A 23103-nucleotide genomic window follows, 5' to 3' on the forward strand; every position below is an offset into this window, starting at 1 on the left:
AGGAAAATGCGCCGACGTTTAACAAGCAGTTTTGGGTACGCATTTGAGGGTATTAAATATGTATTAAAGACCCAGCCCAACATGAAGATACACAGTGTGATCGGCCTGTTTGCCATTTTGGCCGGCTTCTTTTTCAAATTGTCGGAGGCCGAATGGCTGGCCATTGTCATTGTCATTGGCTTTGTACTTATTTTAGAGGTGGTTAATACTGCTGTCGAAACACTGGTGGACCTCTACACCGAGGAATACCACCATCTGGCCAAGGTCTCCAAGGATACAGCGGCCGGCGCGGTACTGCTCATGGCCATTGTGTCTGTGGTGGTGGGGCTGATCATTTTTCTGCCAAAGATCTGGGATATGATCGCACCACTTATCTTTAAGTAAAACAAAAGTAAAGGAAAATTTATGCAGGAAACAAAAAAAACAGAACAACCATTTAAATCAGGCTTTATCAGCATCATCGGCCGCCCCAATGTGGGCAAGTCCACGCTGCTTAACAGCATCATGGGGGAAAAGCTGGTCATCACGGCTAACAAGCCTCAGACCACCAGAAACGCCATCCGCTGCATCCACACTGACGCGGACAGCCAGATGGTCTTTATCGATACGCCGGGCATGCACAAGCCAAAGAACAAGCTGGGAGCCTTTATGTTAAAGTCTGCCGAGGATACGATCTCCGACGTGGATGTGGTGCTCTTTCTGGTGGAGCCTGAGGACAGGATTGGCCCGGGTGACCAGTACATTCTGGATAAGCTTGCAGGCAGCCGGACACCGGTGCTCCTGATCATCAACAAGATTGACACAGTGCCTAAGGAGGAACTGCTTAAGACCATTGCGGCCTATCAGGATAACACCTTCCTGGACAGTATTATCCCTGTTTCGGCCTGGAACGGTGATGGGGTACAGGAGCTTCTGGCAGCCATTAAAAAGCATCTGGAGCCGGGCCCCATGTACTTTCCGCCGGATATGGTGGTGGACCAGTCCGAACGCTTTATCGTGGGCGAGCTGATCCGCGAAAAGGTTTTGCACCTGCTCAAGGATGAGGTGCCCCACGGCGTGGCGGTTGAGGTCACAAAAATGAAGGCGCGGGAGGATAAGAACATCATCGACATCGACGCTACTATTTTCTGTGAGCGCAAAACCCACAAGGGGATTCTGATTGGAAAGCAGGGCTCCATGCTCAAAAAGATTGGAACTTACGCCAGAAAGGATATTGAATTCTTTCTGAAAACACCGGTTAACCTTCAGCTCTGGGTCAAGGTAAGGGCAGACTGGCGTGAGAAAACCTATGACCTCAAGGATCTGGGATATACTGAGTAGCTTATGGCACTGGTAAAGACGAAGGGCATCGTGATCCGAGAGCAGCCCTTTCAGGAGCAGGACAAGATCATCACTCTTTTCACGGAGGAGGAGGGAAAGATCAAGGCCATCGCCAAGGGGGTAAGGCGGAACCGCAGCCCGCTGGTGGCAGCGACCCAGCTCTTTGCCTACAGCGAGTTTGTCTATTATCCCGGCAAAAATTTTGCCAATATCAATCAGGCCAGTCTTATACAGTCTTTTTATCCGCTGCGCAATGATCTGATGAAGATGTCTCTGGCTTCCTATGTTTTAGAGCTGTTGGACGCCTTTTATGATTACTACCAGGGGAATAAGGCTGTACTGCGGCTGGTGAATTTCATCCTGTTTTATCTATCGGAGGATAAGAGTCAGAGCAATGAGGCGCTGGTGGCAGCTCTTCAGCTCAAGCTGACGGAGGTGCACGGCATACGTCCGGTTTTTGACACCTGCGCGCTCTGCGGCAGCACCGAACATTTAACACATTTCAGTATTGAAAATAACGGCGTTTTATGCGAAAATTGTCATCGGACAGAAGGCTATAGCTACCGGCTTACCCCGGAGGTGCTCTCGGAGATGGTCTATCTCCTCGTCACCCCCATTAAGGCGATAAGACAGCGGGCGTTTGACCCGGCGGTGGTGCGGCGCATCATGGACATGATGAACCACTATATTTCCTACCAGCTGGCGAAAAACCTCAAAACCTATGACTTCTACCGGGACTTAAATTTATAAGGAGGAACAACATTATGGGAAAATACCGTATGGCACATACCATGATCCGTGTAATGGATCTTGAAAAATCACTGGCATTCTATCAGGATGCACTGGGCTTTAAGGAAGTCCGCAGAAAGGATAAACCGGAAGGTAAGTTTACCCTGGTATACCTGGGCGACGGCCAGACCGATTTCACCCTGGAGCTTACCTACAACTACGACCCTGAAAAGCCTTATGTCATTGGCGATGGCTATGGACATCTGGCGGTAGAGGTCGAAGACCTGGAAGCCAGCCATGAAGAGCACAAAGCCAAAGGCTACGACGTCACCGACCTCAGCGGCCTGGACAACGGCGTTAAAAGCTACTATTTCATCAAGGATCCAGACGGGTATAAAATTGAGATTATCCGCCTGAAATAAGCGAAGAGCACAGAAAAAAGCCCCCGGCCTGCCGGGAGCTTTTTTATTGCAGCTTGCCGCCTTACATGATCAGGCTGAGAATAAACATTTCCAGCTCGGTCTCTGTTACCTCAAGATTGCTTTCGATCATGGGACGGTATTCTTCAGGGTAGCTCTCAACAATTTCTTTGTCCAACTGTGTTAATTGATCTTTCATGTTTCACCTCAATACTGTCCGTACTCACGGACAAAATTCAATACAGCTTTCAGCTTATCCGGGTCAGCATCATGAAAATCCAGGGCGGATTTGTTCAGCCCAAAGTAAAAGCGGCCGTTTTTCATACCGATATCCATGAGCTCGCGGGCTTTGTCAATGCACTCCTCGGTGGAGTAATCTGAAAAATAGTTCAGCGGATAGGAGCAGCTGAGCATATGGTCCTGGCCAAGAGTGGCAGTCGCCTGTTCAAAATCCTGGTATTCCACGGCAATGACGATTTTATCTTTGGGCAGTTCCTGATAAAAATCGAAGAACCGGCCGTCGCGGTAGTCGCCCTGGAAGTTGACATAAAGGGTAACGCCTTTGGCGGTCAGCATTTCACACAGCTTTTTAAAGGTGGGCCAGTAAAAACGTTCAAACTGCTTCTGGTTGATCATCGGCGGAAGATGTGACCAGGTACAGGCCAGCGGGAAGCCGCTTTCATCCGCCATGCTGGTGGTTTCGACATAGCGGGCCATGACGTTTAGCAGCGCGTCGCAGGCGGCTTCAACATCGTCCTTTCTCCGCCGCAGGTCCATGGAAATCTGGGTAATGCCCCGCAGATGGTCGGCCAGAAGGTCGAAGGGAGCGTAGAACATGGTGCCATAGTAGAGCAGAGCGTCATTAGCCATGGTTTTCTCAAAAATCTGATCATAGAAGTGGTGGACCTGATTCTTTTCATAGAGCAGCGCCTTGGCAAAGGCCATGGTGCTGTAAGGGGCTTCACGCCCCAGTTCGGTGTACATCCGGGGCAGCACGCGGGATGCGATGCAGTGGATGGGATCTTCGATAAGCTCGGGGTATTCCTCCGGAAGCAGTGAGGTTACCTCTGGATGCTGCATATAGCCGTTGACACGGTTCTGAACCCATACTTTTGATCCCAACAGGGCGTTTTTCTGTGGCGGCAGGAAAACCACGCTCTGGGTCAGGTCGATGTCAAAGTCCTTCATGACCTGTTCATAACCTTTGATGAAGCCGTCGTAATCCCAAAAGGAACGAATACAGTCCTGCTTTGTGTATTCACAGATATAGGTGGGCTCAAAGTCCATCATAATGGGAACATAGTCCATTTTTTCGCCGCGAACACCGCGCATAAAATTATCCAGCTTTGCCTGAACATTTTCCATTTTATTTTGTTCTCCCTTATTTTTTACAGATTTAAACAAAATGTGCACATATTTTGAATACGTTCAATATACACCTTTTTTTAAAATTTGTCAACGTTCAAAATTCGTTCCTTTATTTTTTTTATGGTGGATGCTATAATAAAATAAAAAACGTGGAGGAGCCATGGCAAACTATAAAAATGGTCTCGAGACAAAGGAGAGCCTTTACCAGAGCGCCAAAAAGATTTTTTACCAGAAGGGCTATGATAAGACAACAGTCAAGGACATCATCACCGATGCCCGGACAAAGCAGGGGCTTTTGAACTACTATTTTGGGGCGAAAGAGAACCTGGCAGTTCAGATTTATAAAGACTTTTGCAACGATGTTGTTTTCTGTGTGGATGAGCGGAAGGCTGAGCTGGGCAGTCTGCCCCGGGGGCTGCTGTTCGATATGATCGGCTATCGGGCATATTTTAAGGCGTTGTTTACAGATGCTTCTGTCACACGGTTTTATGCGGAGGTTTCAAAACTGCCGCTGTTTGCAAGAAGCATGCTGGATCTGCGGGACTATTTCTTTAATCTGGAGCTTGAGGGTGAGGCCTACATGGGTATTAACCCCAGGCTGAAGGAACGCAGGTATTTTGAGTATCTGAAATCACTGACGGTTGGAATGGAAATTCAGGTTTTCAGGGATGTGCTTGAAAAGCAGATTGATCTGGAGCTCCAGGATGCTGTCGACTGGTTCTTCTTTGACTACTATAGTTTTCTTTTCACTGATGGGGATTACATCCATGAAAATATCGAAAAGTCGAGGAAGGTTGTCAGCCGTTTTACCTTTGAGATCAGCCCGGTATTTGAAATCAGTTTATCGGTGCGGCCAGACGCGAAGCTTTAGTAAGGGCTGGATGATAAAGTTAGGCGAGTCAAAGTATACCTATAAGGGGTATGGGTATAAGGAACGCTGATGGTTTTCAAATAAATGCAACAGAGGTATTGACAAAACAGGCTTACAAGCATATAATAAATGTAAATTCGGCATTGTTATTATTGTCCTGTGGTTGTCCATCGGCCTCACGATGGTTTGAGCACAATTGGGTGAAAATCCCAAACGGTCCCGCCGCTGTAAGACGAAAGTCAAGTCAGATTGCTGACCATAGGATTTTAAGCTGCATTTGGTTACGAGAGATAACTGAATGTAAGGACGAGGCTGTGTGTATCTTTGGCACACCCATTTCGTACTTTCATCGCTTATCTTTTTTGATGAGCGATTTTTTTATGGGAAAGTACATTGGGAACAAGTTTGAGGAGGTAGAAAATGACAAAGAGACAAAAACAAGTTGTGACCATGCTTGGTGCATGGGCGTTGGTCTTCGGCATTGTGCCCGCGGCAAACGCAATGCACATCATGGAAGGTTATTTACCAGTTGGCTACTGTATTATGTGGGGTGTTTTATGTATACCTTTTCTTGCAGCTGGCTTTTTCTCCATTAAAAAGACTCTGACAGGCAACAGAAGGGCGATCACCTTACTTGCGATGGCGGGCGCATTTATCTTCGTGATCTCATCTCTAAAGATTCCATCCGTTACGGGCAGCTGCTCGCACATGACAGGTACAGGCCTGGGCGCCATTTTATTCGGACCCAGCGCAGTCAGTATTCTGGGTATTATTGTATTATTATTCCAGGCAATCCTTCTGGCTCACGGTGGTCTCACGACCCTCGGTGCCAACACCTTTTCCATGGCCATCGCAGGTCCATTTGTGTCCTTTGGGATCTACAAGCTGTGCCAGAAAATGGAGGTAAACCGCAAAATCGGCGTGTTTCTGGCAGCCTGCATCGGTGACTTGTTTACCTACTGTGTCACCAGTATTCAGCTGGCCTTTGCCTATCCCTCAGAAACAGGCGGCGTGGCAGCTTCTGCTGTTAAGTTCCTGGGTGTGTTTGCCCCTACACAGCTGCCGCTGGCCATCATTGAAGGGATTTTAACGGTTATTATTGTCATTGCTCTGGAAACCTATGCGAGCCCAGAGTTAAAATCAATTGGATTTTTAGCAGCGGAGGAAGCGTAAGATGAGCAAAAATAAAAAACTAGTTATTGTTCTGCTGGTAATCGTCGCACTTTTGGTGGTCGTTCCGCTTTTTGCCCTTCAGGGCGCAGAGTTTGGCGGTTCCGATGATGCGGGAAGCACTATGATCGAAGAAATTCAGGGCGGCGAATATGAGCCTTGGTTTACACCAGTGCTCGAAACACTGATCAACGGTGAACTGCCGGGTGAGGTTGAATCACTGATCTTCTGTCTCCAGACCGGTATCGGCGTTGGCATTCTGGCCTTTTTCATGGGCCGTCTGGTAGAGCGCAAAAAGCTCGGCAAAGAAGATTCAGAGCTGTAATCGCATTTCCGGGGGTAGGGCAACCTGCCCTCTTTTTATGATTAAGAGTAAAAAATTCCTTAGAGTAAAGGAGCTTGTTCGTGAAGGTATTTTTAGTAGCACTTGCAGTTCTGTGTGTATGTGGCCTGGTATATTGGCTGCGCCACCGGGAATGCGCCCACAGACACGGCGGACATCACAGCCATTCCCACGGTGGGGCGTTTTTTTCCATTGATGTGCTCGCCTACAATTCAAAGATCAACGGCTGGAATCCCGGCTTTAAGGTAGGGTTTTCCCTGCTGCTTCTGCTCATCTGTGTCATTGCCAATAACCTTTATGTATCGGTTCTGGTTATTTTGATCACGGCCTATGTTACAGTGGTCATGGGCGGTGTGCATTTTAGAGATTACCTGAGCTTTCTGAGAGTGCCGGTGGCGTTTCTTATACTTGGGAGTATTGCTATCCTTTTTAATTTTTCAAGTGAGCCTCTTGGCCTCTGGTTCCTTAACTGCCATTTCTTTTATGTTTATATTTCCCATGACAGCCTCATGACAACGCTGTATTTATGGGGAAAGGCTTTTGGCGCAGTCAGCGCCATGTATATGATGTCTCTGTCCACCCCATCTACCGAGGTCTTTGGGGTTTTACGCCGCGTGCATGTCCCCAAGCTTGTTATTGAGCTGATGAACATGATCTATCGGTATATTTTTATTCTGATGGATACCCAGGTCAAAATGAAAAATTCGGCGGAGTCGCGGCTGGGTTACTGCGACTTTAAGACTGCGGTTTATTCCTTTGGTCACTCCATGAGTAATCTTTTTGTGGTTTCCATGAAGCGTGCCAGCCAGTATTATGACGCCATGGAGGCCCGGTGCTATGATGGCGATCTGCTGTTTTTAGAGGCTGAGAAGCCCCTTCGCAGAGAACAGTTAATGGCGGCGGCGCTGGTTGTGCTGCTGTTGGCAGCTGTTTGGATTTTAAAATTCTAGGAGAAGGCAACATGAAAGAAACAATCATTGAAATAAAAAATCTAAAGTACGCATACACTGGGGATAAGCCGGCCCTTCGGGGCATTGATGTGACCATCGGAAAGGGCGAGCGTATTGCGGTTATCGGCTCTAACGGGGCAGGAAAGTCGACTTTTTTCCTGAACCTTAATGGTGTGCTCACACCGGACAGCGGTGAAATTTACTTTAAAGGTCAGAAGCTCACCCGGGATAAGAAGGATCTGAATACGCTGCGGAAGTCCATCGGGATCGTTTTTCAGGATGCGGACAATCAGATCATTGCCTCGACGGTCATGGGGGAGGTCTCCTTTGGTCCTATGAATCTCAAGCTTCCCAGGGAAGAGGTGGTCCGCCGGGTTGATGAAGCTCTGGAATATATGAATATTACGGATTTTAAGGACCGACCGCCCCATTATCTGAGCGGTGGAGAAAAAAAGCGGATCACCATTGCCGACATCATTGCCATGCACTCCGAGGTCATTGTCTTTGATGAGCCCACCGCGGCCCTGGACCCGCTGAATGCGGAAATGCTGGAGGAGGTGCTTGAGAAGCTGGCCGCTCAGGAAAAAACCATGCTGATCTCCACCCACGATGTCGATTTTGCCTATCGCTGGGCAGAGCGCGCCCTGGTATTCTGTGACGGGCAGATTATCGCTGACGCCCCGCCGGTCGAAATCTTCAGCGATGCGGAAATCCTGAAACGGGCCAACCTGAAAAAGCCTATGATGCTGGAGGTTTACGACGCCATGGTGGCAAAAGGGATGCTCCCGGATGACCAGGCTTATCCGAAGGATGTGGCGGCGTTTAAACACCTGCTGGAGGCCTAAAGGGCAGCAGCCAAAGCAGAAAATGTACAGAAGAACCAGCCCTGAATGTGCTGGTTCTTTTTTGTCATCAATTTAGCCTGTCGTGGTTGTTTTTTATGAGTATGCTATGTTATACTAAAAAAGATTACAATACCAGTGAGGCGGAAATGATTGAACAATTAATTACTGCTTTTGTAGAGCTTGATGAGGAGCTCGTCAATAAATTGACTAAACGGGCGCTGCGGAGCGGCATAAAGCCCTATGAAATTATCGAGGCGGTCAATTTTGCGCTTGGGGAAATCGGGAAGGGATTTGAGACAGGGGAGGCCACGCTTTCAGACCTGATGATGTCTGGCATTCTCTATGAGCAGATCATCAACTCAAAAGAGATGCATCTTTATGACCAGATTGAGCGGACCAACAGCTCTGGCCTGATTCTCTTGGGGACCATAGAGTCGGACATTCATGATATCGGAAAGTCGATTTTTAAAAGTGGGGCGATTATTTCAGGCTTCAAGATCATTGACTTGGGAGTAGATGTCTCCTCCGATATTTTTATAAAGAATATCATCAAGTATCAGCCAGATATTTTGGGAATCAGCGTTGTCCTGACCAGCGCCGTGGACTACATTAAGCGGACCATTGACGTTATAACAGGCGAAGGGCTGAGGCAGAATTTGAAAATTATTCTCGGGGGCAGTTTCATTGATGATGAGATTGTCCGATGCTGCGGGGCAGATGGTTATGCAAATAATATTTTGGATGGTGTAAAGCTGTGTCAACGATGGATGGAAGAAAGAGCCAATCGGTAAAGTATCAGCAGATTGCTGACGATATCCGCTTAAAAATACTGGGTGGGATCTATGCCCGGAATGAGATGCTCCCATCAGAAAAAAAGCTGGGTGAGAAGTATGGTGCGAGCCGGCTGACCATCAGAAACACGCTTAATCTGTTGGAGAATGAGGGCTATATCTATACGAAGGCGGGAAAGGGCTCCTTTGTCAAGGGTGTGTCCACTGATCTGTACCGGATTGATATGGACATTAACAGCATTCTCAACGGCGGGTATGACCGGGTGGAGCTGATTAAGGCTAAAATGATCAAGCCTGATATCGACCTGGTTTATGAGCTCAAGGTTTCAAGGGAGAGTAAGATTGTTTTTATGGACTGGCATATTTTTAGGGATGAGTTAATTATTGGGTATGACAGGCGCTTTATCCCTTATTTCAGAGGCCTTCCCATTGATGAGAAGGATTTGACCTACACGGGCCTGAAGGATATGATCAAGGGCTCTCAGACGGATTTCAGAGAGGAGATTGTCATTAACGGCATTATTCCTGAGGCGTGGCTGAAGGAAAAAATGGATATTGACAGTAAAAATACAGACTCGGTACTCTTAGTGGAGCGAAAAATCTATGATGACCGGGGAACCCCCACTGGTCTGGACCGTTTGTATTTAAATGCGGATGAGAGCTGTATCAAAGGAGTTTTTAGTGTATGAGTAATGAACAACTGTTTACAACCTATCAGGTTGTCTACGAGGATTTAAAGGATAAAATTCTGGATAAAACGTTTCAGCCCGGGGAAAAGCTGCCCTCCTTCAGTGAACTGTGTGAGCTCTATAATGTGAGTAATATAACAGTCCGCAAAAGTATTGAACTGCTGCGTCAAAACGGCTATGTCCACTCTAGGCCGAGAGTCGGTAATTTTGTAAATGAAATCAAAAATGAGGTATACGCCCTGCGTTATAACCAGAGAACCTCTATGAAGCATGAGCCAAAAGATGTAAAAGTCCTCTCGGTCGATTCGGTCGATCTCGAGGAGATGAAGCAGTACACTAAGGTACGGCCAAACCGTCGTGCAAAGTGTATTAAAATCGCCCGTATACACTGTTTTGGACAGCTGCCTGTTATGTATGAGCTGATTTTCATCCTGCACAATCCACGTCTCAATATCCATTCATTTAATGAGGAGCGCTGGATCAATGACGGTATCGGCGTTATTAACAATTATGACATCAATAAAAAATTTTATTTGTCTGTCGATAACCACTGCAAGACGGTAAAGGATAAGCTCTATCTGGAGGAGGAGGACAGTATGTTCCGAATCCTTATTGAGTATTACACTAAGCAGAACCGGTTTGCTGGTATCTCTGTAAGCTTTGCCAGCTGTGACGATATCGATTTTCGGATTTCGTAAAAATTTGTAAATTTTCTTGACAACGCATACAAAAGATGTTAATCTTATTTCAGAAATTACTATTAGTGTAATTCAATTGAGTATAACATGTTATATATATTTGAATAAAAAGGAGATGGTTTTCTAAAAGGATTATTTTTTTATAGCAATTGAGTATAACATGATATTTATAATATCTTGACAAATTAAGTTGATTGATGATTAAAATTTAGGGGAGAATCATGAAATTAAATTATTCAATTGGAACAGACGAAGAGGTGCAGCGTATTCACGAGACAAGTCTGAAGATCTTATCTGAGGTGGGCGTGTCCTTTCGGTGTGAAGCGGCATTTGATATTTTCAGAAAACACGGGGCCAGGGTTGAGAACGGAATTGTCCATATGGATGAAAAGCTTGTTGAGAGGGCACTGTCCACTTTGCCAAAGACCTATGACTGGTATGACCGGCTGGGGAACAAGATTACCATCGGCAATAAGATTACGCATAATGCGCCGTCCTATGGACCGATGTATGTCTGCCAGAATGGGAAGTACGAGCTGTCGAACCATAAACATCTGGTCAATTTTCACAAGCTGCATGAGACAAGTAAGGTCATTGATATCTCAAACCCGAATGTCATTGACGTGTCCTATGTTCATGGAGAGGCAAGGGAAAAGTACCGTTTGGGCATTGCCCTGAAATACTGCCAGAAGCCTCTGATGGGTCTGGTGGAAGGCAAAGCTGTCGCGACAGAGAGCCTTGAGACAATGTGCCGTTTTTATGGACTGGAGGATGTCAGAAGACAGATCATCGCAACCGGGCTTATCGACACGATGGGGCCGATGCAGATGTCCACAGCAATGTCTGAGGCTCTGATCACATACGCCGAGCTGGGGCAGGCGGTAATTATCTGCGCGGGGCAGACCTTTGGCGTTACCACGCCGCAGTCCATGGCCGGTGTCTATGCTCTGGGCAATGCGATGATTCTGGCAGCTATGGTTTTAGCGCAGCTTGCTCATCCTGGCACGCCGGTTGTCTACTGCGGGAAGTTTGACTCGTCGGATATGCGGCTGCGTTCGGCAGCGGCCTATGGGGGAATAGAGGCCATGCTTGCTTGCGCCACCTCCAGAAGAATGGCTGACTTTTACGGTGTGCCGCTGCACAGCGGCACGAGCAATACGGATTCTAAGCTTATGGATTACCAGGCAGGGGCTGAGTCATTTATGAATCTTTTGACCGCTTATCTGCTGAAGGTTGAATGCCAGGTACATGCCTGCGGATTGCTGGACTCTATGAACTCCATCGGCTATGAGAAGTTTATTCTGGACGAAGAAAAAATAGAATCTTTGAAGCATCTGATAAAGGGGTATGAGATTGATGACTCGACGATTATGTTTGATTCGATTTTAAGGACAGGGCCGACGGGACAGCATTTTGAAAGAACTCAGAAGTCCTACCGGAGAGATTTTATTATGCCAAAGCTTTCGATCCGTGACAACCACAACAGCTGGATGCAGGCAGGTTGTCCATCTGCTGAGTCGCTGGCCACAAAGGAATGGCTGCGGCGGCTGGAGGAATACACAATGCCTGATATGTCCGGGGAGCAGGCAAAAATTCTTGACACGCTCATCCCCGAAGAATACCGTTAATACTGGACTTACCGGGCGGCCGGATGACCCTGGCCGCCTGATAAGCACCGGTTTGTTAAATTAAAAAGGAGTAAAAAATGAAAAATTCTAAGTTAAAAAGCATCCTTCAGTTTATTGTACTCTGTGCAGGGGGAAATGCAATTTTTTATGTTATTTTTATGCGAAGCAGCTTCTATGAAGCCTTTCTGGAAGCCTTCACAATGACAAATGAGCAGTTTGGCGTTTTATTCAGCTGCTATGCCTGGGTAGCAGTCGCAACCTATTTTCTGGGAGGGATTGTGGCCGATAAGGTCTCCACAAAGGTGCTGATGGTCATATCTTTTGCGGGAACCGGCTTGCTCAATATCTGGTTTGGCACCTTTCCGAAATACGAGACGGCGTTGTTAATCTATGCGCTGATGGGCGTCACAACAACTTTGACCTTCTGGGCTGCACTGTTGAAGGCAACAAGACAGTTTGGACAGAGTGTAGGAAGTGAGAGTAAGGCCTTTGGCGGGCTGGAAGCCGGTAAAGCGATTTTTGAAGTCATATTCGGGACATTGGCGGTGTTTCTGTTTACAAAATTTGCCGTTATGTCGGCGGGACTCCGCTTTGTCATCTTTATGTACGGTGGCATTCTCATTCTTCTGGCGATCATCTCTCTGTTTGTTTTTGATAACGGTACGGGTGACGAAGCTGTCATTAGTGAGGAAAGCCCCTTTAAGCTGCTTCTCCAATGTTTGAAAAATGTGGATATCTGGATTTGTGCTCTGATGGGAGCCGGAGCCTATGCAATCGGGAGTACCCTGGGTTCATATTGCGGTGACATTGTCGGCTCAAACTATGGCGCCACTGTCGCTGTTATGGGGTATGTTGGGGTTATGACCGCTTATTTCAAACCCTTTGGCGGATTGGGCGCCGGCTGGTTTGGCGATAAATTTGGACCGAGTGCGGTTCTGTTAATCCTGAGTATTGTTCTGACAGGCTTTGCCGTTGTTTTCGCCTTCCTGCCAACAGGTCCGGAATATATCTGGCTGTTCTTAGTCCTTTTCGCAGTCGAAATTGTGTGTACTGGCGCTTTTAGAAGCCAGAAATACGCAACTATCAAGGAGGCGCGGGTGCCCATGTCTTTATCTGGGACAGCTTTTGGTTTTATGGCCACTATTATTTACGCGTCAGACGCTTTCCTGCCACCAGTGATCGGCCGTTTCCTGGATACCTATGACTCCGTTACTGCTTATCGCTACACCATGCTGATTCTGGCAGGATTTGGACTGTTGTCTGTTGTATTGTGTCTGATTTTCAGATATCGCAATAAAAACAATATTAAAGAGATTTTAGTTGAGGAGAAAGAAGCCAAAAGTCTTCGCAAAGAGGCCAAACAAAAAAGCGCCCGGGCCTGAATCCATGTGTTAGAAAAAAACAGTGGATTTTAATTAAAGGGAGTTAATCATGAAAAGGCAAAGGATCAGAAGTGTTTTGCAGTTTATAGTATTGTGCTCCGGCGGAAACGCGATCTATTATGTGGTTTACATGCGGAGCAGTTATTACAATGCTTTTCTAGAAGCTTTCACGATGACGAATGAGCAGTTCGGTGTTTTATTCAGCTGTTATGCATGGGTAGCAACTTTGACATACTTTCTGGGTGGCATTGTGGCTGATAAATTTTCACCGCGAAAACTTCTGACAATTTCTTTTCTGGGAACAGGTCTGCTGAACCTCTGGTTTGGCACCTTTCCACCCTACAATGTGGCAATTGTGATCTATGCGTTGCTGGGGATCACTACAACACTCACCTTTTGGGCCGCTTTAATTAAAGCGACAAGACAGTTTGGACGAAATGTAGGCAGTGAAAGCAAAGCGTATGGAGGACGTGAGGCAGGGGCTTCGTTTTTTGAGGTGCTTGTCGGAACCTTTGCGGCTTGGATGTTTACACACTTTGTATCGCTATCTATGGGGCTGCGCTTTGTTATATTTTTATATGGCGGTATCCTCATATTTCTGGCTGCGGCGTCTTGGTTTGTCTTTACAGACGACCTGGAAAACGATGAGAGTATTAATGATGAGAAGCCCTGGAAAATCATATTGCAGTGCCTGAAAAATGCCGATATCTGGCTCATTGCCATCATCGCTCTTGGAGGCTATACAATCGGAAGCACTATTGGGTCTTACGGCAGCTCCATTGCCCATCTGAATTTTGGGGCTTCTGTATCATCTATGGCTTTTATCGGCATGCTGACTGCCTATTTTAAGCCGGTTGGGGCTCTGGCCTCTGGTTTCTTTGGTGACCGGTTGGGCGCCAGCAAATCAATGTTGTGGCTGGTCATTCTGCTGATTATCTGCGCACTGGCGATCGGCTATATACCAAACAGCAGGGCAAGCCTGTATCTGTTTATCATTGTATTTATTATTGAGATCATACTGACGGGCGCGGTCAGAGGTCAGCTCTACGCGCCGCTGAACGAAGCGGATATTCCGATGAAGTTTTCGGGGACCGCCATCGGTCTTATCTCCACAGTCGCTTATGCGTCCGATGCTTTTTTACCGCCAGTGATTGGCAAGCTGTTAGACACTTATCCTTCAGGCATGGCTTACCGGTATGTAATGCTGATGCAGGCAGGCTTTGGCATTATGGCGGTTGCCGCGCTGATAATATTTATGAAGCGTAACAGGGGACGTATACGGCTGTTGGCAGAGGAAGAACAGAAAAAGAGAAAGAACAATTAACTTAACAACGAGGAGACAAGAGAATGAAGTTAAACTATTCAATAGGAACAGACCAGGAAATTGAGAGAATTCACGAGGAGAGCCTGAAAATTTTATCGGAGGTCGGCGTGGTTTTTCACTGCGAGGAGGCCATTGATATTTTCAGGAATTATGGCGCGAAGGTCGAGAATGATATTGTCTACATCGACAAAAAAATGGTCGATGAAGCCCTTGCGTCAGTACCGCGTACCTTTGACTGGTATGGGCGTGACGGTGATAAGATCACTGTGGGTGATGGAAAAACAAAAAATGTTCCAGCCTATGGGCCCATTTATGTCTTAAAGGAAGGCAGATATGAAAAGGCAAGCCATGAGCATCTGGTAAATTTTCACAAACTCCATGAAACCAGTAAAATAATGGATGTGTCAAATCCAAATGTCATTGACGTATCTTACATTCCGCCAGATATCAGGGAAAAATACCGTCTTGGAGTAGCTCTTGAGTACTGTACCAAACCGATGATGGGACTGGTTGAGGGAAAAGAGGTAGCAGAAGAAAGTCTTGAAATGATGCGCCGTTTTTATGGTGTGGAACACCTGAGTGATAAGATCATCGCTGCCGGTTTAATTGACACAATGGGACCGATGCGTCTCTCAACTTCGATGGCGGAGGCTCTGATCACCTACTCGCGCAGCGGGCAGGCGCTGATTATCTGCAGCGGACAGACCCTCGGTATTACTGCACCGCAGTCGATGGCGGGCACCTTCATCTTAGGTAATGCCATGATCCTGGCATCCATTGTGCTGTCACAGATTGTGCGGCCGGGGACACCGGTAGTCTATTGCGGAAAGTTTGATTCCGCCGACATGCGTCTGTCCTCCGGGGCGGCCTACGGAGGTATTGAAAGCCTTTGGAGCGCGGCGACCTCGGCTCGGATGGCCCGTTATTATCATGTACCTTTACACACCGGCGCAGGCAATACAGACTCCAAACTCATGGACTACCAGGCCGGTGCAGAGACCTTTATGAACCTGTTTTCAGCCTACGCACTGGATACGGATTGCCTTGTGCACGCCTGCGGTACGCTGGACTCCTTTAATTCCATTGGCTATGAAAAATATATCTTAGACGAAGAAAAGATTGAATCACTGGAGCATCTGAAGCAGGGGTACGAGGTTAATGAAAAAACTGTGATGTTTGACTCCATCAAAAAGACCGGCCCCTCCGGACAGCATTTTGAGCGGACACAAAAATCTTACCGTACGGACTTTATCATGCCGAAGCTTTCGATTCGGGATAATCATAACAGCTGGATACAGGCCGGCTGTCCGTCGTCGGAATCGCTGGCGACGGAGGTTTGGAAGAAACGTCTGGATGAGTATGTTAAGCCTGACTTTAACAAGGAGCAGAGAAGTATTCTGGAGGACCTGCTGCCTGAAAAATACCGTTAAGAATCAACAAAGCAATCCTGCGCCGTGACGATGGTCACGGCGCTTCTTTTTTGCCTTTGTTATAATTTTCACAAAAGCGTTAGGAGGATAACAGATGTTTTTTGAAGAGTTTATGAGTGTGCAGAAAGCAGCCGCGGCCAAAACCGGGCTGCTGAAAAAGAACCCCCTTGGCTATTTTGTGGCAGCCATGCTGGCTGGTGCCTTCATTGGATTTGGTGTTTTATTAATTTTTACCATTGGCGGCCTGCTGACCGGGGAACCTTATGTTAAGATTGTCATGGGGGCAGCCTTTGGCGTTGCCCTGAGCCTGGTGGTCATCGCGGGGGCAGAGCTTTTTACAGGAAACAATATGGTCATGACAGCAGGACTTATGTCGAAATCCGTTACCATGGCGGATACCTTAAAGCTGTGGGGCGTCTGCTGGCTTGGCAATCTGGCAGGGTCTGTGCTCCTGGCCCTTGTTTTCTGGGGAGCAGGCTTTGCGACCGGCCCAGTCGGTGAGTTTATTGCAGCGTCGTCAGCGATTAAGATGAACCTTCCTCTGGTACCCCTGTTTCTGAGAGGGGTTCTGTGTAATGTGCTGGTCTGCCTGGCAGTGTGGTGCGGCTTTAAATGCAAATCGGAAAGTGGGAAGCTTATCATGATTTTCTGGTGCCTTTTTGCTTTTATCACAACAGGATTTGAGCACAGCATTGCAAATATGACCCTGCTGACAATCTCCCTGCTTGCGCCCATGGAAGCGGCTGTCACTATTGGCGGCTACGCATACAATCTCATTGTCGTAACCTTGGGCAACATGGTTGGCGGCATTCTCTTTGTGGCGATTCCGTACTATTTTATTTCAAAAAAGAAGGAAACAGTATAGTATAGGGTTTATCTCCCTCGTTCTAAAAACACCTGAGCATTATGCTCAGGTGTTTTTGTTGTTATTGGAGAAAGGTGTTTTTTGTAAGCTCAATAAAAAGCTTAAGCAGCGGGTCTTTTTTCTTTCCCTTATAATACACGCCATAGGAAACCTCGTTGGACGGGTCGTATGGAATGTAGGCCAGCTCAGGGTCACGGCTTGGCATGAGGTCGGGCAAAAGGGAGAAGCCTAGTCCGGCCTTTACGAGGGTATAGGCCTCATCAATATTTTCAGAAAAATAGGAATTGGCCGGTGAAAAATTGGATGCCTCCTTTTGTTGAAAGGCCGAAATATCAGAGAATACTGGCACTGGCGGTTGGCAGAGCACAATGCTGAGATCTTTAAGCTCAGCCGGGGTAACAGACGGCTGCCCGGCAAGGGGGTGGTCCTTTTGCAGGACACAGGCGATGGGCGCTTTGGTCAGCTCGACATAATTGAGACGGAGCTTATCTGTTTTTTCGTTTTTAAATTCAAACATGACGTCAATGGTTTCATCGGTCAGGAGATTGGCAAGGGCGTGGAAAGGAACCATTTTGATAATGGGGTGCAGCAGTGGAACCTGCCGCTTCATTTCCTTAATAATATCCGGAAGAAAGGAAAGCTCCATTTTGCTGTGGAGTCCCATGGCAAAAAAGGAGAGCTTGTCTGTGCTATCATCGTGAAGCCGCATTTTTGATATTTTCATGAGGGACAGGATGTTTTTGGCGTCGGCAAAAAAACTCAGTCCGGCCTGTGTCAGGGATACGGAGCGCGTGGTGCGGTGAAAGAGCTTTACGTTCAGCTCTGCCTCGAGGGTATGGATCTGGTGGGTGACTGAGGGCTGTGTGATGTGCAGCGCTTCCGCTGCCCGTGCGAAGTTCAGGTTCTCTGCGACCTGCATAAAGCATTCGAGCTGTGTGCTGTTCATAAGGGCCTCCTTGATTTATTGATAAAAATTTTATTTATTAATTAATTGACACTCTTAATTAATAATAACATTTTTTGAATTCACTTTCAACAAAATTTGTAGTTTAATATTATCTATAACAGGCAAAAACAACAAACCTTGAAAGGAAGATAAAAATGGTAAAAACACTTTTAGGGCAGGTGAAGCAGTATAAAAAGGCTTCGCTGCTGACACCCTTATTTACAGCCCTGGAGGTTGTGATGGAGGTTTTGATCCCTTTGGTCATATCACTCATCATCGACCGGGGTATTGAGGCTGGAAACATACAGCAGATTTATTTTTACGGAGGGATCATGGTGATCATGGCCATGGCAAGCCTGATCTTTGGTATTCTGGCGGGCAAATACGCGGCCAGCGCGTCTTCAGGCCTGGCCTGCAACCTGAGGGAGGGAATGTATGAAAATATCCAGCGCTTCTCCTTCTCAAACATCGACAAGTACAGCACGGCCGGGCTGGTCACGCGGCTTACAACAGACGTTACCAATGTGCAGAACGCCTTTCAAATGATCCTTCGCATGTGTACCCGCGCGCCGCTGATGCTCATCAGCGCCATGGTCATGTGCTTTTTCATTAATACCCGGCTGAGCCTGGTCTTTGTGGCAGCTATTGTGGTTCTCGGCCTGGCTCTGGCATTGATTATTTTAAAGACCATTAAAATTTTTGACCAGGTTTTTAAAAAATATGACGCCTTAAACGAGAGCGTCCAGGAAAATGTATCTGCCATACGGGTGGTCAAAGCCTATGTCCGGGAGGACTATGAAAATACACGCTTTACCAGGGCAGCCACTAACCTGTATCGGCTTTTTGTTAAAGCAGAGGGCATCCTTGCCTTTAATAACCCAGTAATGATGTTTGTTATTTATGGCTGCATCCTTGGGATTTCCTGGCTTGGCGCTCAGATGATTGTTGTCGGCAGTCTGACAACCGGCGAGCTGACCGCTATGTTCAGCTATATCATGAATATTATGATGTCTCTGATGATGCTGTCCATGATCTTTGTGATGGTGACCATGAGCCTTGCCAGCTGCCGCCGTATTACCGAGGTGCTGGAGGAACAGGCCGATATCAAAGATTCGGCGCGCCCAGTAACAGCCGTGGAAAATGGCAGCATTGATTTTGAACAGGTCTGTTTTGCCTATAAAAAGGGAAGCGGTAAGGAAACACTCTCAGATATCGACCTTCACATCCGCGCCGGTGAGACCATTGGCATTATCGGGGGCACAGGCAGCGGCAAGTCGAGTCTGGTCAATCTCATCAGCCGGCTCTACGATGTGACGGATGGCAGGGTGCTGGTGGGTGGCAGGAATGTCCGGGATTATGACCTGGAGACTCTTAGAAATCAGGTGTCTGTGGTGCTTCAGAAGAATGTATTGTTTTCAGGGACAATTCTGGACAATCTGCGCTGGGGCAATGAGCAGGCGACGCTGGAGGAATGTAAGCACGCCTGCAGGCTGGCCTGCGCCGATACTTTTATTGAGCAGCTGCCCGACAAATATGACACGGTTATTGATCAGGGCGGCACCAATGTTTCCGGAGGACAGAAGCAGCGTATCTGCATTGCGAGGGCGCTTCTGAAAAAGCCGAAAATACTGATCCTGGACGACTCTACCAGTGCGGTGGATACCGCTACAGACGCCCGGATACGGAGCGCCTTTATCAGCGAAATTCCAGGCACGACCAAGCTGATTATCGCCCAGCGTATCTCCAGCGTCGAGGATGCTGACCGGGTTCTGGTGATGGACGCGGGGCGTGTCAACGCATTTGATACGCCTGACAATCTGCTGAAAACAAATGCCATCTATCAGGAAATTTACGCCTCTCAGCTAAACGGCGGCGGAGATTTTGATGAGGGCAGTATGGAAATGGAGGCGGTGAGCTAATGAACAAAATTAAAAAAGACGGTCTGAGCATAAAGGCGCTTGGCCGTATTCTGACAATGATTGTCGAGAATTACAAGGCAGCCACAGTGGTAGTGCTTTTATGTATTTTCGGATCGACTCTGATCACCGTTAAGGGAACCCTGTTTATGCAGACTCTGATTGACGATTATATTATCCCCCTGACCGGAGCTGCCAATCCCGATTTTGGCCCGCTGGCCACAGCGCTTGTCCGTCTGGCCTGTATGTACCTCATTGGTGTAGGGCTGGCCTTTGCCTATAACCGCATCATGATCAATGTGAGCCAGGGTACCCTTAAAAAGCTCAGAATCAAGCTTTTTACCCACATGGAGTCGCTGCCTATCAAGTATTTTGACACCCACGCTCACGGCGATATCATGTCGGTTTACACCAACGATGTCGATACTCTCCGCCAACTCATCAGCCAGAGTCTTCCACAGATTATCCAGTCGATTATCAGTATTGCCACCACCTTTGTGAGCATGCTGTTTCTGGATATTCCTCTGACACTGGTGACACTGGCCATGACCGTGGTTATGCTGGTCGCGACTTCAAAGCTCGGCGGAAAATCAGGCGCTTATTTTGCGGCCCAGCAGAAGGACCTGGGCAGTGTGAACGGCTATATCGAGGAGATGATGAGCGGTCAGAAGGTCGTCAAGGTTTTCAGCCATGAAGAAAAAAGCCTGGAAGGCTTCAGGGAGCGTAATAACCGTCTACGTGAGAGCGCCAACAGCGCCAATAAGTTTGCCAATATTCTCATGCCTGTCAACGCGAATCTCGGTAATATCAGCTATGTGCTGTGTGCCATTGTGGGTGCGGTGCTGGCCCTGAGTGGCAGTGTAAGCCTGACTCTGGGAACACTGGTGTCTTTTCTCACGTTGAACAAAAGCTTTACCCAGCCCATCACCCAGGTCAGCCAGCAGCTTAACAGCATTGTCATGGCTCTGGCAGGGGCTGACCGTATCTTCAACCTTCTGGAGGAAAAGCCCGAGTCTGATGCAGGCTATGTCCAGCTGGTCAATGCAGTGGAGCAGCCGGACGGCTCCCTTTGCGAGAGTACAGAGCGTACAGGCCTCTGGGCGTGGAAGCACCCACACAGGGCAGAAGGTACTGTTACCTACAAACGGCTGGAAGGGGAGGTTACCTTTAACGGCGTCGATTTTGGCTACGACGATATCCATATGGTACTGCATGACATAAGGCTTTTTGCCAAACCTGGGCAAAAGATTGCCTTTGTGGGCAGCACTGGTGCAGGAAAGACGACCATCACCAATCTGATCAACCGCTTCTACGATATACAGGACGGGAAAATACGCTATGACGGCATTAACATCAATAAGATTAAAAAGGCCGATTTACGGCGCTCACTGGGCATTGTTCTGCAGGATACGCATCTTTTTACAGGCACTGTCATGGACAATATCCGCTTTGGACGGCTGGATGCCACCGATGAGGACTGTATCGCTGCTGCGAAATTGGCCAATGCCGACGGTTTTATCAGCCGGCTGCCGGATGGCTACCAGACCATGCTCACTGGCGACGGCGGCAGCCTGAGCCAGGGACAAAGACAGCTTCTGTCCATAGCAAGAGCTGCGGTTGCCGACCCGCCGGTTCTCATTCTGGACGAGGCTACCAGCTCCATCGACACCCGTACCGAAGTCATGGTGCAGGAGGGAATGGACCGCCTGATGAAGGGCAGAACCACCTTTGTTATCGCTCACCGCCTCTCCACTGTCCGCAATGCAGACTGTATCATGGTGCTGGAAAACGGCCGCATTATTGAGCGAGGTACCCACGATGAGCTTATCGCCGAGGAGGGGAAGTATTATGAGCTCTATACTGGAAACTTTGCCGAGGAGGCAGCCTGAGTTCAGAGAAAAGCCTAATTGCTCCTAAAAGACGGAGAATAAACCGTTTAGACGGTTTTTCTGTCTGAATAGATTTATTTTGTCCGGATGGAGCAGACGAGAGACAAAGGGTTATGCTACACTTAATATGCTTATGAAAGGACTCCGAGATCATGGAGTCCTTCTTTAAAAAATCGTAGTTAGATAGAACTAACTAAAACAGGAGGAAATTTATATGAATAATAAGCTTCAGGCAAAGGACCTGATTAATGTGGGCATTTTCACCGCCATTCTTTTGGTTATCTGCATGGGTGTAGCTATGATTGGCTATATTCCCATTTTTGTACCGTTGCTCTCCGTGATCGTTCCCTTTGTGGGTGGGATACCCTTCATGCTGTTTTTGACAAGGGTTAGAAAGTTTGGGATGGTGCTTATCATGGCTGCCATCATCGGTATTATCATGTGTCTGATGGGCATGGGTATGTGGGCGTTGATTACCGCGCCGGTCAGCGGTCTGCTGGCAGAACTGGTACTAAAATCCGGTGATTACACCAGTTCCAGAAAGGGTGTTTTAAGCTACGGTGTATTTTCCATGTGGCTTATCGGCAATTACATTCCCATTGTAGTCAACCGGGGAAGCTATTTTGATATGCTGGTTTCTGGATATGGCCAGGAGTATGCCAACACGCTCATGGCCTACATTCCCGACTGGAGTCTTCTGCCGCTTCTGGCCGCCTGCTTTATCTCCGGTATTTTAGGGGCTCTGCTGGGCAAGGCAGTGCTTAAAAAGCACTTTATGAAAGCAGGGATTGTCTGATGGCAAAGGCGTGTACCAACGCGGATGTGTCTGGCGGTCTGTCGTTTGATCCAAGGACAAAAATGCTTCTGGTTGTCACTGTTTCCACGGTTGTCATCGGTGGGGGGAATGGTGGTGTCATGAATTTTGTCAAGCCGGCCCTCACACTGGTTCCCTTTATGCTGCTGCTGGCCTCAAAAAAGCGGGGGGCGGCTTTTGTGTATTTAGCAACTTACACGGCGGCTTTCTGTGGCGAACTGTTTTTGGTGCCTGTCACCACAGGTTTTTTGAATTTTATCATCGTTGCAACCTGCGGCCTGTTTGCCCGGTTTATGCCCGGGATCATGATGGGGTATTTCCTGGTAAATACCACCACGGTCAGCGCCTTTATGGCAGCTATGGCCCGGATGCGCGTTACCCCGAAATTATCCATCCCAATGTCGGTTATGTTTCGCTTTTTCCCAACAGTCCGGGAAGAGTACGGAGCCATCGGAGACGCTATGCGGATGCGGGGTATCCGCTTTGGCGGCGGCAAGGCAGGCGCCATGCTTGAATACCGTCTGGTGCCTCTTATGATGTCTTGTGTGAAGATTGGAGAGGAGCTTTCGGCAGCCGCTCTGACAAGGGGACTAGGCGCACCTGTGCCGCGGACAAATATTTGCCGGATTGGTTTCCGGCTGGCCGATATTCTGGCCATTGTTCTGTGCGTTGGCAGTCTGGCGGCATTTGTTTTGAATAAATTTGCGCTTCTGTGA

At 47.8% G+C, this 23103-nt stretch carries 24 protein-coding genes and 1 riboswitch; of the genes, 21 read left to right on the forward strand and 3 right to left on the reverse strand.

What is annotated here, in order from left to right:
- Positions 1 to 6 precede the first annotated feature (6 nt).
- The 4 genes from FYJ53_RS16250 to FYJ53_RS16265 are packed head-to-tail and all read left to right on the forward strand — an operon-like array spanning position 7 to position 2471.
- Positions 7 to 384: a diacylglycerol kinase family protein gene (locus FYJ53_RS16250; RefSeq protein ID WP_013381145.1), complete on the forward strand. Its 378-nt coding sequence runs from the start codon at positions 7 to 9 to the stop codon at positions 382 to 384.
- Between the two features lie 21 nt (positions 385 to 405).
- The gene (era, locus tag FYJ53_RS16255; protein WP_148429351.1) at positions 406 to 1320 is read left to right on the forward strand and encodes a GTPase Era; all 915 of its coding nucleotides are present in this window, start codon (positions 406 to 408) and stop codon (positions 1318 to 1320) included.
- A 3-nt stretch (positions 1321 to 1323) separates the two neighbouring features.
- Positions 1324 to 2070, forward strand: coding sequence for a DNA repair protein RecO (gene recO, locus FYJ53_RS16260; protein WP_013381143.1), 747 nt, complete (start codon positions 1324 to 1326; stop codon positions 2068 to 2070).
- 14 nt (positions 2071 to 2084) lie between these two features.
- On the forward strand, positions 2085 to 2471 hold the full coding sequence (locus FYJ53_RS16265) for a VOC family protein (RefSeq protein ID WP_013381142.1): 387 nt from the start codon (positions 2085 to 2087) through the stop codon (positions 2469 to 2471).
- 61 nt (positions 2472 to 2532) lie between these two features.
- Here the strand turns inward: FYJ53_RS16265 and FYJ53_RS21695 are convergent, their stop codons facing one another.
- Together FYJ53_RS21695 and FYJ53_RS16270 are read right to left on the reverse strand one after the other, a co-directional pair.
- Positions 2533 to 2667, reverse strand: a complete 135-nt coding sequence (locus FYJ53_RS21695) for a hypothetical protein (RefSeq protein WP_256168571.1) — start codon at positions 2665 to 2667, stop codon at positions 2533 to 2535.
- Positions 2668 to 2675: 8 nt separating this feature from the next.
- Entirely contained in the window at positions 2676 to 3833 is a 1158-nt protein-coding gene (locus FYJ53_RS16270) for a uroporphyrinogen decarboxylase family protein (protein WP_227930335.1), read from the reverse strand.
- Positions 3834 to 3996: 163 nt separating this feature from the next.
- Here FYJ53_RS16270 and FYJ53_RS16275 point away from each other — a divergent pair, with 163 nt between their 5' ends.
- The 13 genes from FYJ53_RS16275 (at position 3997) to FYJ53_RS16335 (ending at position 16822) form a co-directional block, all read left to right on the forward strand.
- Positions 3997 to 4707 carry a TetR/AcrR family transcriptional regulator gene (locus FYJ53_RS16275; protein WP_090414304.1) on the forward strand — a complete coding sequence of 237 codons (711 nt, stop codon included), beginning with the start codon at positions 3997 to 3999 and terminating at the stop codon, positions 4705 to 4707.
- A 154-nt stretch (positions 4708 to 4861) separates the two neighbouring features.
- A riboswitch (cobalamin riboswitch) is annotated at positions 4862 to 4979 on the forward strand.
- Positions 4980 to 5127: 148 nt separating this feature from the next.
- Positions 5128 to 5880: an energy-coupling factor ABC transporter permease gene (locus tag FYJ53_RS16280; protein ID WP_154557488.1), complete on the forward strand. Its 753-nt coding sequence runs from the start codon at positions 5128 to 5130 to the stop codon at positions 5878 to 5880.
- A gap of 1 nt (position 5881) precedes the next feature.
- Complete coding sequence (locus FYJ53_RS16285; protein WP_013381137.1) at positions 5882 to 6202, forward strand: energy-coupling factor ABC transporter substrate-binding protein; 321 nt, start codon at positions 5882 to 5884, stop codon at positions 6200 to 6202.
- Positions 6203 to 6282: 80 nt separating this feature from the next.
- Complete coding sequence (gene cbiQ, locus FYJ53_RS16290; RefSeq protein WP_148429348.1) at positions 6283 to 7170, forward strand: cobalt ECF transporter T component CbiQ; 888 nt, start codon at positions 6283 to 6285, stop codon at positions 7168 to 7170.
- An 11-nt stretch (positions 7171 to 7181) separates the two neighbouring features.
- Entirely contained in the window at positions 7182 to 8015 is an 834-nt protein-coding gene (locus FYJ53_RS16295) for an energy-coupling factor ABC transporter ATP-binding protein (RefSeq protein WP_013381135.1), read from the forward strand.
- Positions 8016 to 8161: 146 nt separating this feature from the next.
- Complete coding sequence (locus tag FYJ53_RS16300) at positions 8162 to 8806, forward strand: B12-binding domain-containing protein (RefSeq protein WP_177190813.1); 645 nt, start codon at positions 8162 to 8164, stop codon at positions 8804 to 8806.
- Entirely contained in the window at positions 8779 to 9495 is a 717-nt protein-coding gene (locus tag FYJ53_RS16305; RefSeq protein ID WP_013381133.1) for a GntR family transcriptional regulator, read from the forward strand. Before FYJ53_RS16300 ends, FYJ53_RS16305 begins: the two co-directional genes overlap by 28 nt.
- Positions 9492 to 10193, forward strand: coding sequence for a GntR family transcriptional regulator (locus FYJ53_RS16310; protein WP_013381132.1), 702 nt, complete (start codon positions 9492 to 9494; stop codon positions 10191 to 10193). The genes FYJ53_RS16305 and FYJ53_RS16310 overlap by 4 nt, the downstream gene beginning before the upstream one ends.
- Positions 10194 to 10414: 221 nt before the next feature.
- Positions 10415 to 11821 carry a trimethylamine methyltransferase family protein gene (locus FYJ53_RS16315; RefSeq protein ID WP_148429346.1) on the forward strand — a complete coding sequence of 469 codons (1407 nt, stop codon included), beginning with the start codon at positions 10415 to 10417 and terminating at the stop codon, positions 11819 to 11821.
- A gap of 77 nt (positions 11822 to 11898) precedes the next feature.
- The gene (locus tag FYJ53_RS16320; RefSeq protein WP_013381130.1) at positions 11899 to 13203 is read left to right on the forward strand and encodes a nitrate/nitrite transporter; all 1305 of its coding nucleotides are present in this window, start codon (positions 11899 to 11901) and stop codon (positions 13201 to 13203) included.
- Positions 13204 to 13252: 49 nt separating this feature from the next.
- Positions 13253 to 14527, forward strand: coding sequence for a nitrate/nitrite transporter (locus tag FYJ53_RS16325; protein WP_013381129.1), 1275 nt, complete (start codon positions 13253 to 13255; stop codon positions 14525 to 14527).
- Positions 14528 to 14550: 23 nt separating this feature from the next.
- Positions 14551 to 15957 (forward strand): trimethylamine methyltransferase family protein, encoded by a 1407-nt coding sequence (locus tag FYJ53_RS16330; protein WP_013381128.1) that lies wholly within the window; start codon positions 14551 to 14553, stop codon positions 15955 to 15957.
- A gap of 94 nt (positions 15958 to 16051) precedes the next feature.
- Complete coding sequence (locus FYJ53_RS16335; protein ID WP_013381127.1) at positions 16052 to 16822, forward strand: formate/nitrite transporter family protein; 771 nt, start codon at positions 16052 to 16054, stop codon at positions 16820 to 16822.
- 61 nt (positions 16823 to 16883) lie between these two features.
- Here FYJ53_RS16335 and FYJ53_RS16340 read toward each other — a convergent pair whose 3' ends face one another.
- Positions 16884 to 17768, reverse strand: coding sequence for a LysR family transcriptional regulator (locus FYJ53_RS16340; protein WP_013381126.1), 885 nt, complete (start codon positions 17766 to 17768; stop codon positions 16884 to 16886).
- Between the two features lie 155 nt (positions 17769 to 17923).
- Between FYJ53_RS16340 and FYJ53_RS16345 the strand changes: the two genes are divergently transcribed.
- The 4 genes from FYJ53_RS16345 (at position 17924) to FYJ53_RS16360 (ending at position 23103) form a co-directional block, all read left to right on the forward strand.
- The gene (locus FYJ53_RS16345) at positions 17924 to 19687 is read left to right on the forward strand and encodes an ABC transporter ATP-binding protein (RefSeq protein WP_013381125.1); all 1764 of its coding nucleotides are present in this window, start codon (positions 17924 to 17926) and stop codon (positions 19685 to 19687) included.
- The gene (locus tag FYJ53_RS16350; RefSeq protein WP_013381124.1) at positions 19687 to 21573 is read left to right on the forward strand and encodes an ABC transporter ATP-binding protein; all 1887 of its coding nucleotides are present in this window, start codon (positions 19687 to 19689) and stop codon (positions 21571 to 21573) included. The genes FYJ53_RS16345 and FYJ53_RS16350 overlap by 1 nt, the downstream gene beginning before the upstream one ends.
- A gap of 214 nt (positions 21574 to 21787) precedes the next feature.
- A complete protein-coding gene (locus FYJ53_RS16355) occupies positions 21788 to 22369 on the forward strand; it encodes an MptD family putative ECF transporter S component (protein WP_013381123.1) in 582 nt (193 codons plus the stop codon).
- The gene (locus tag FYJ53_RS16360; protein ID WP_013381122.1) at positions 22369 to 23103 is read left to right on the forward strand and encodes an energy-coupling factor transporter transmembrane component T; all 735 of its coding nucleotides are present in this window, start codon (positions 22369 to 22371) and stop codon (positions 23101 to 23103) included. Before FYJ53_RS16355 ends, FYJ53_RS16360 begins: the two co-directional genes overlap by 1 nt.

It is taken from the genome of Eubacterium sp. BL-380-WT-2B (assembly GCF_009696115.1).
GTDB classification, from domain to species: domain Bacteria; phylum Bacillota; class Clostridia; order Eubacteriales; family Eubacteriaceae; genus Eubacterium; species Eubacterium callanderi.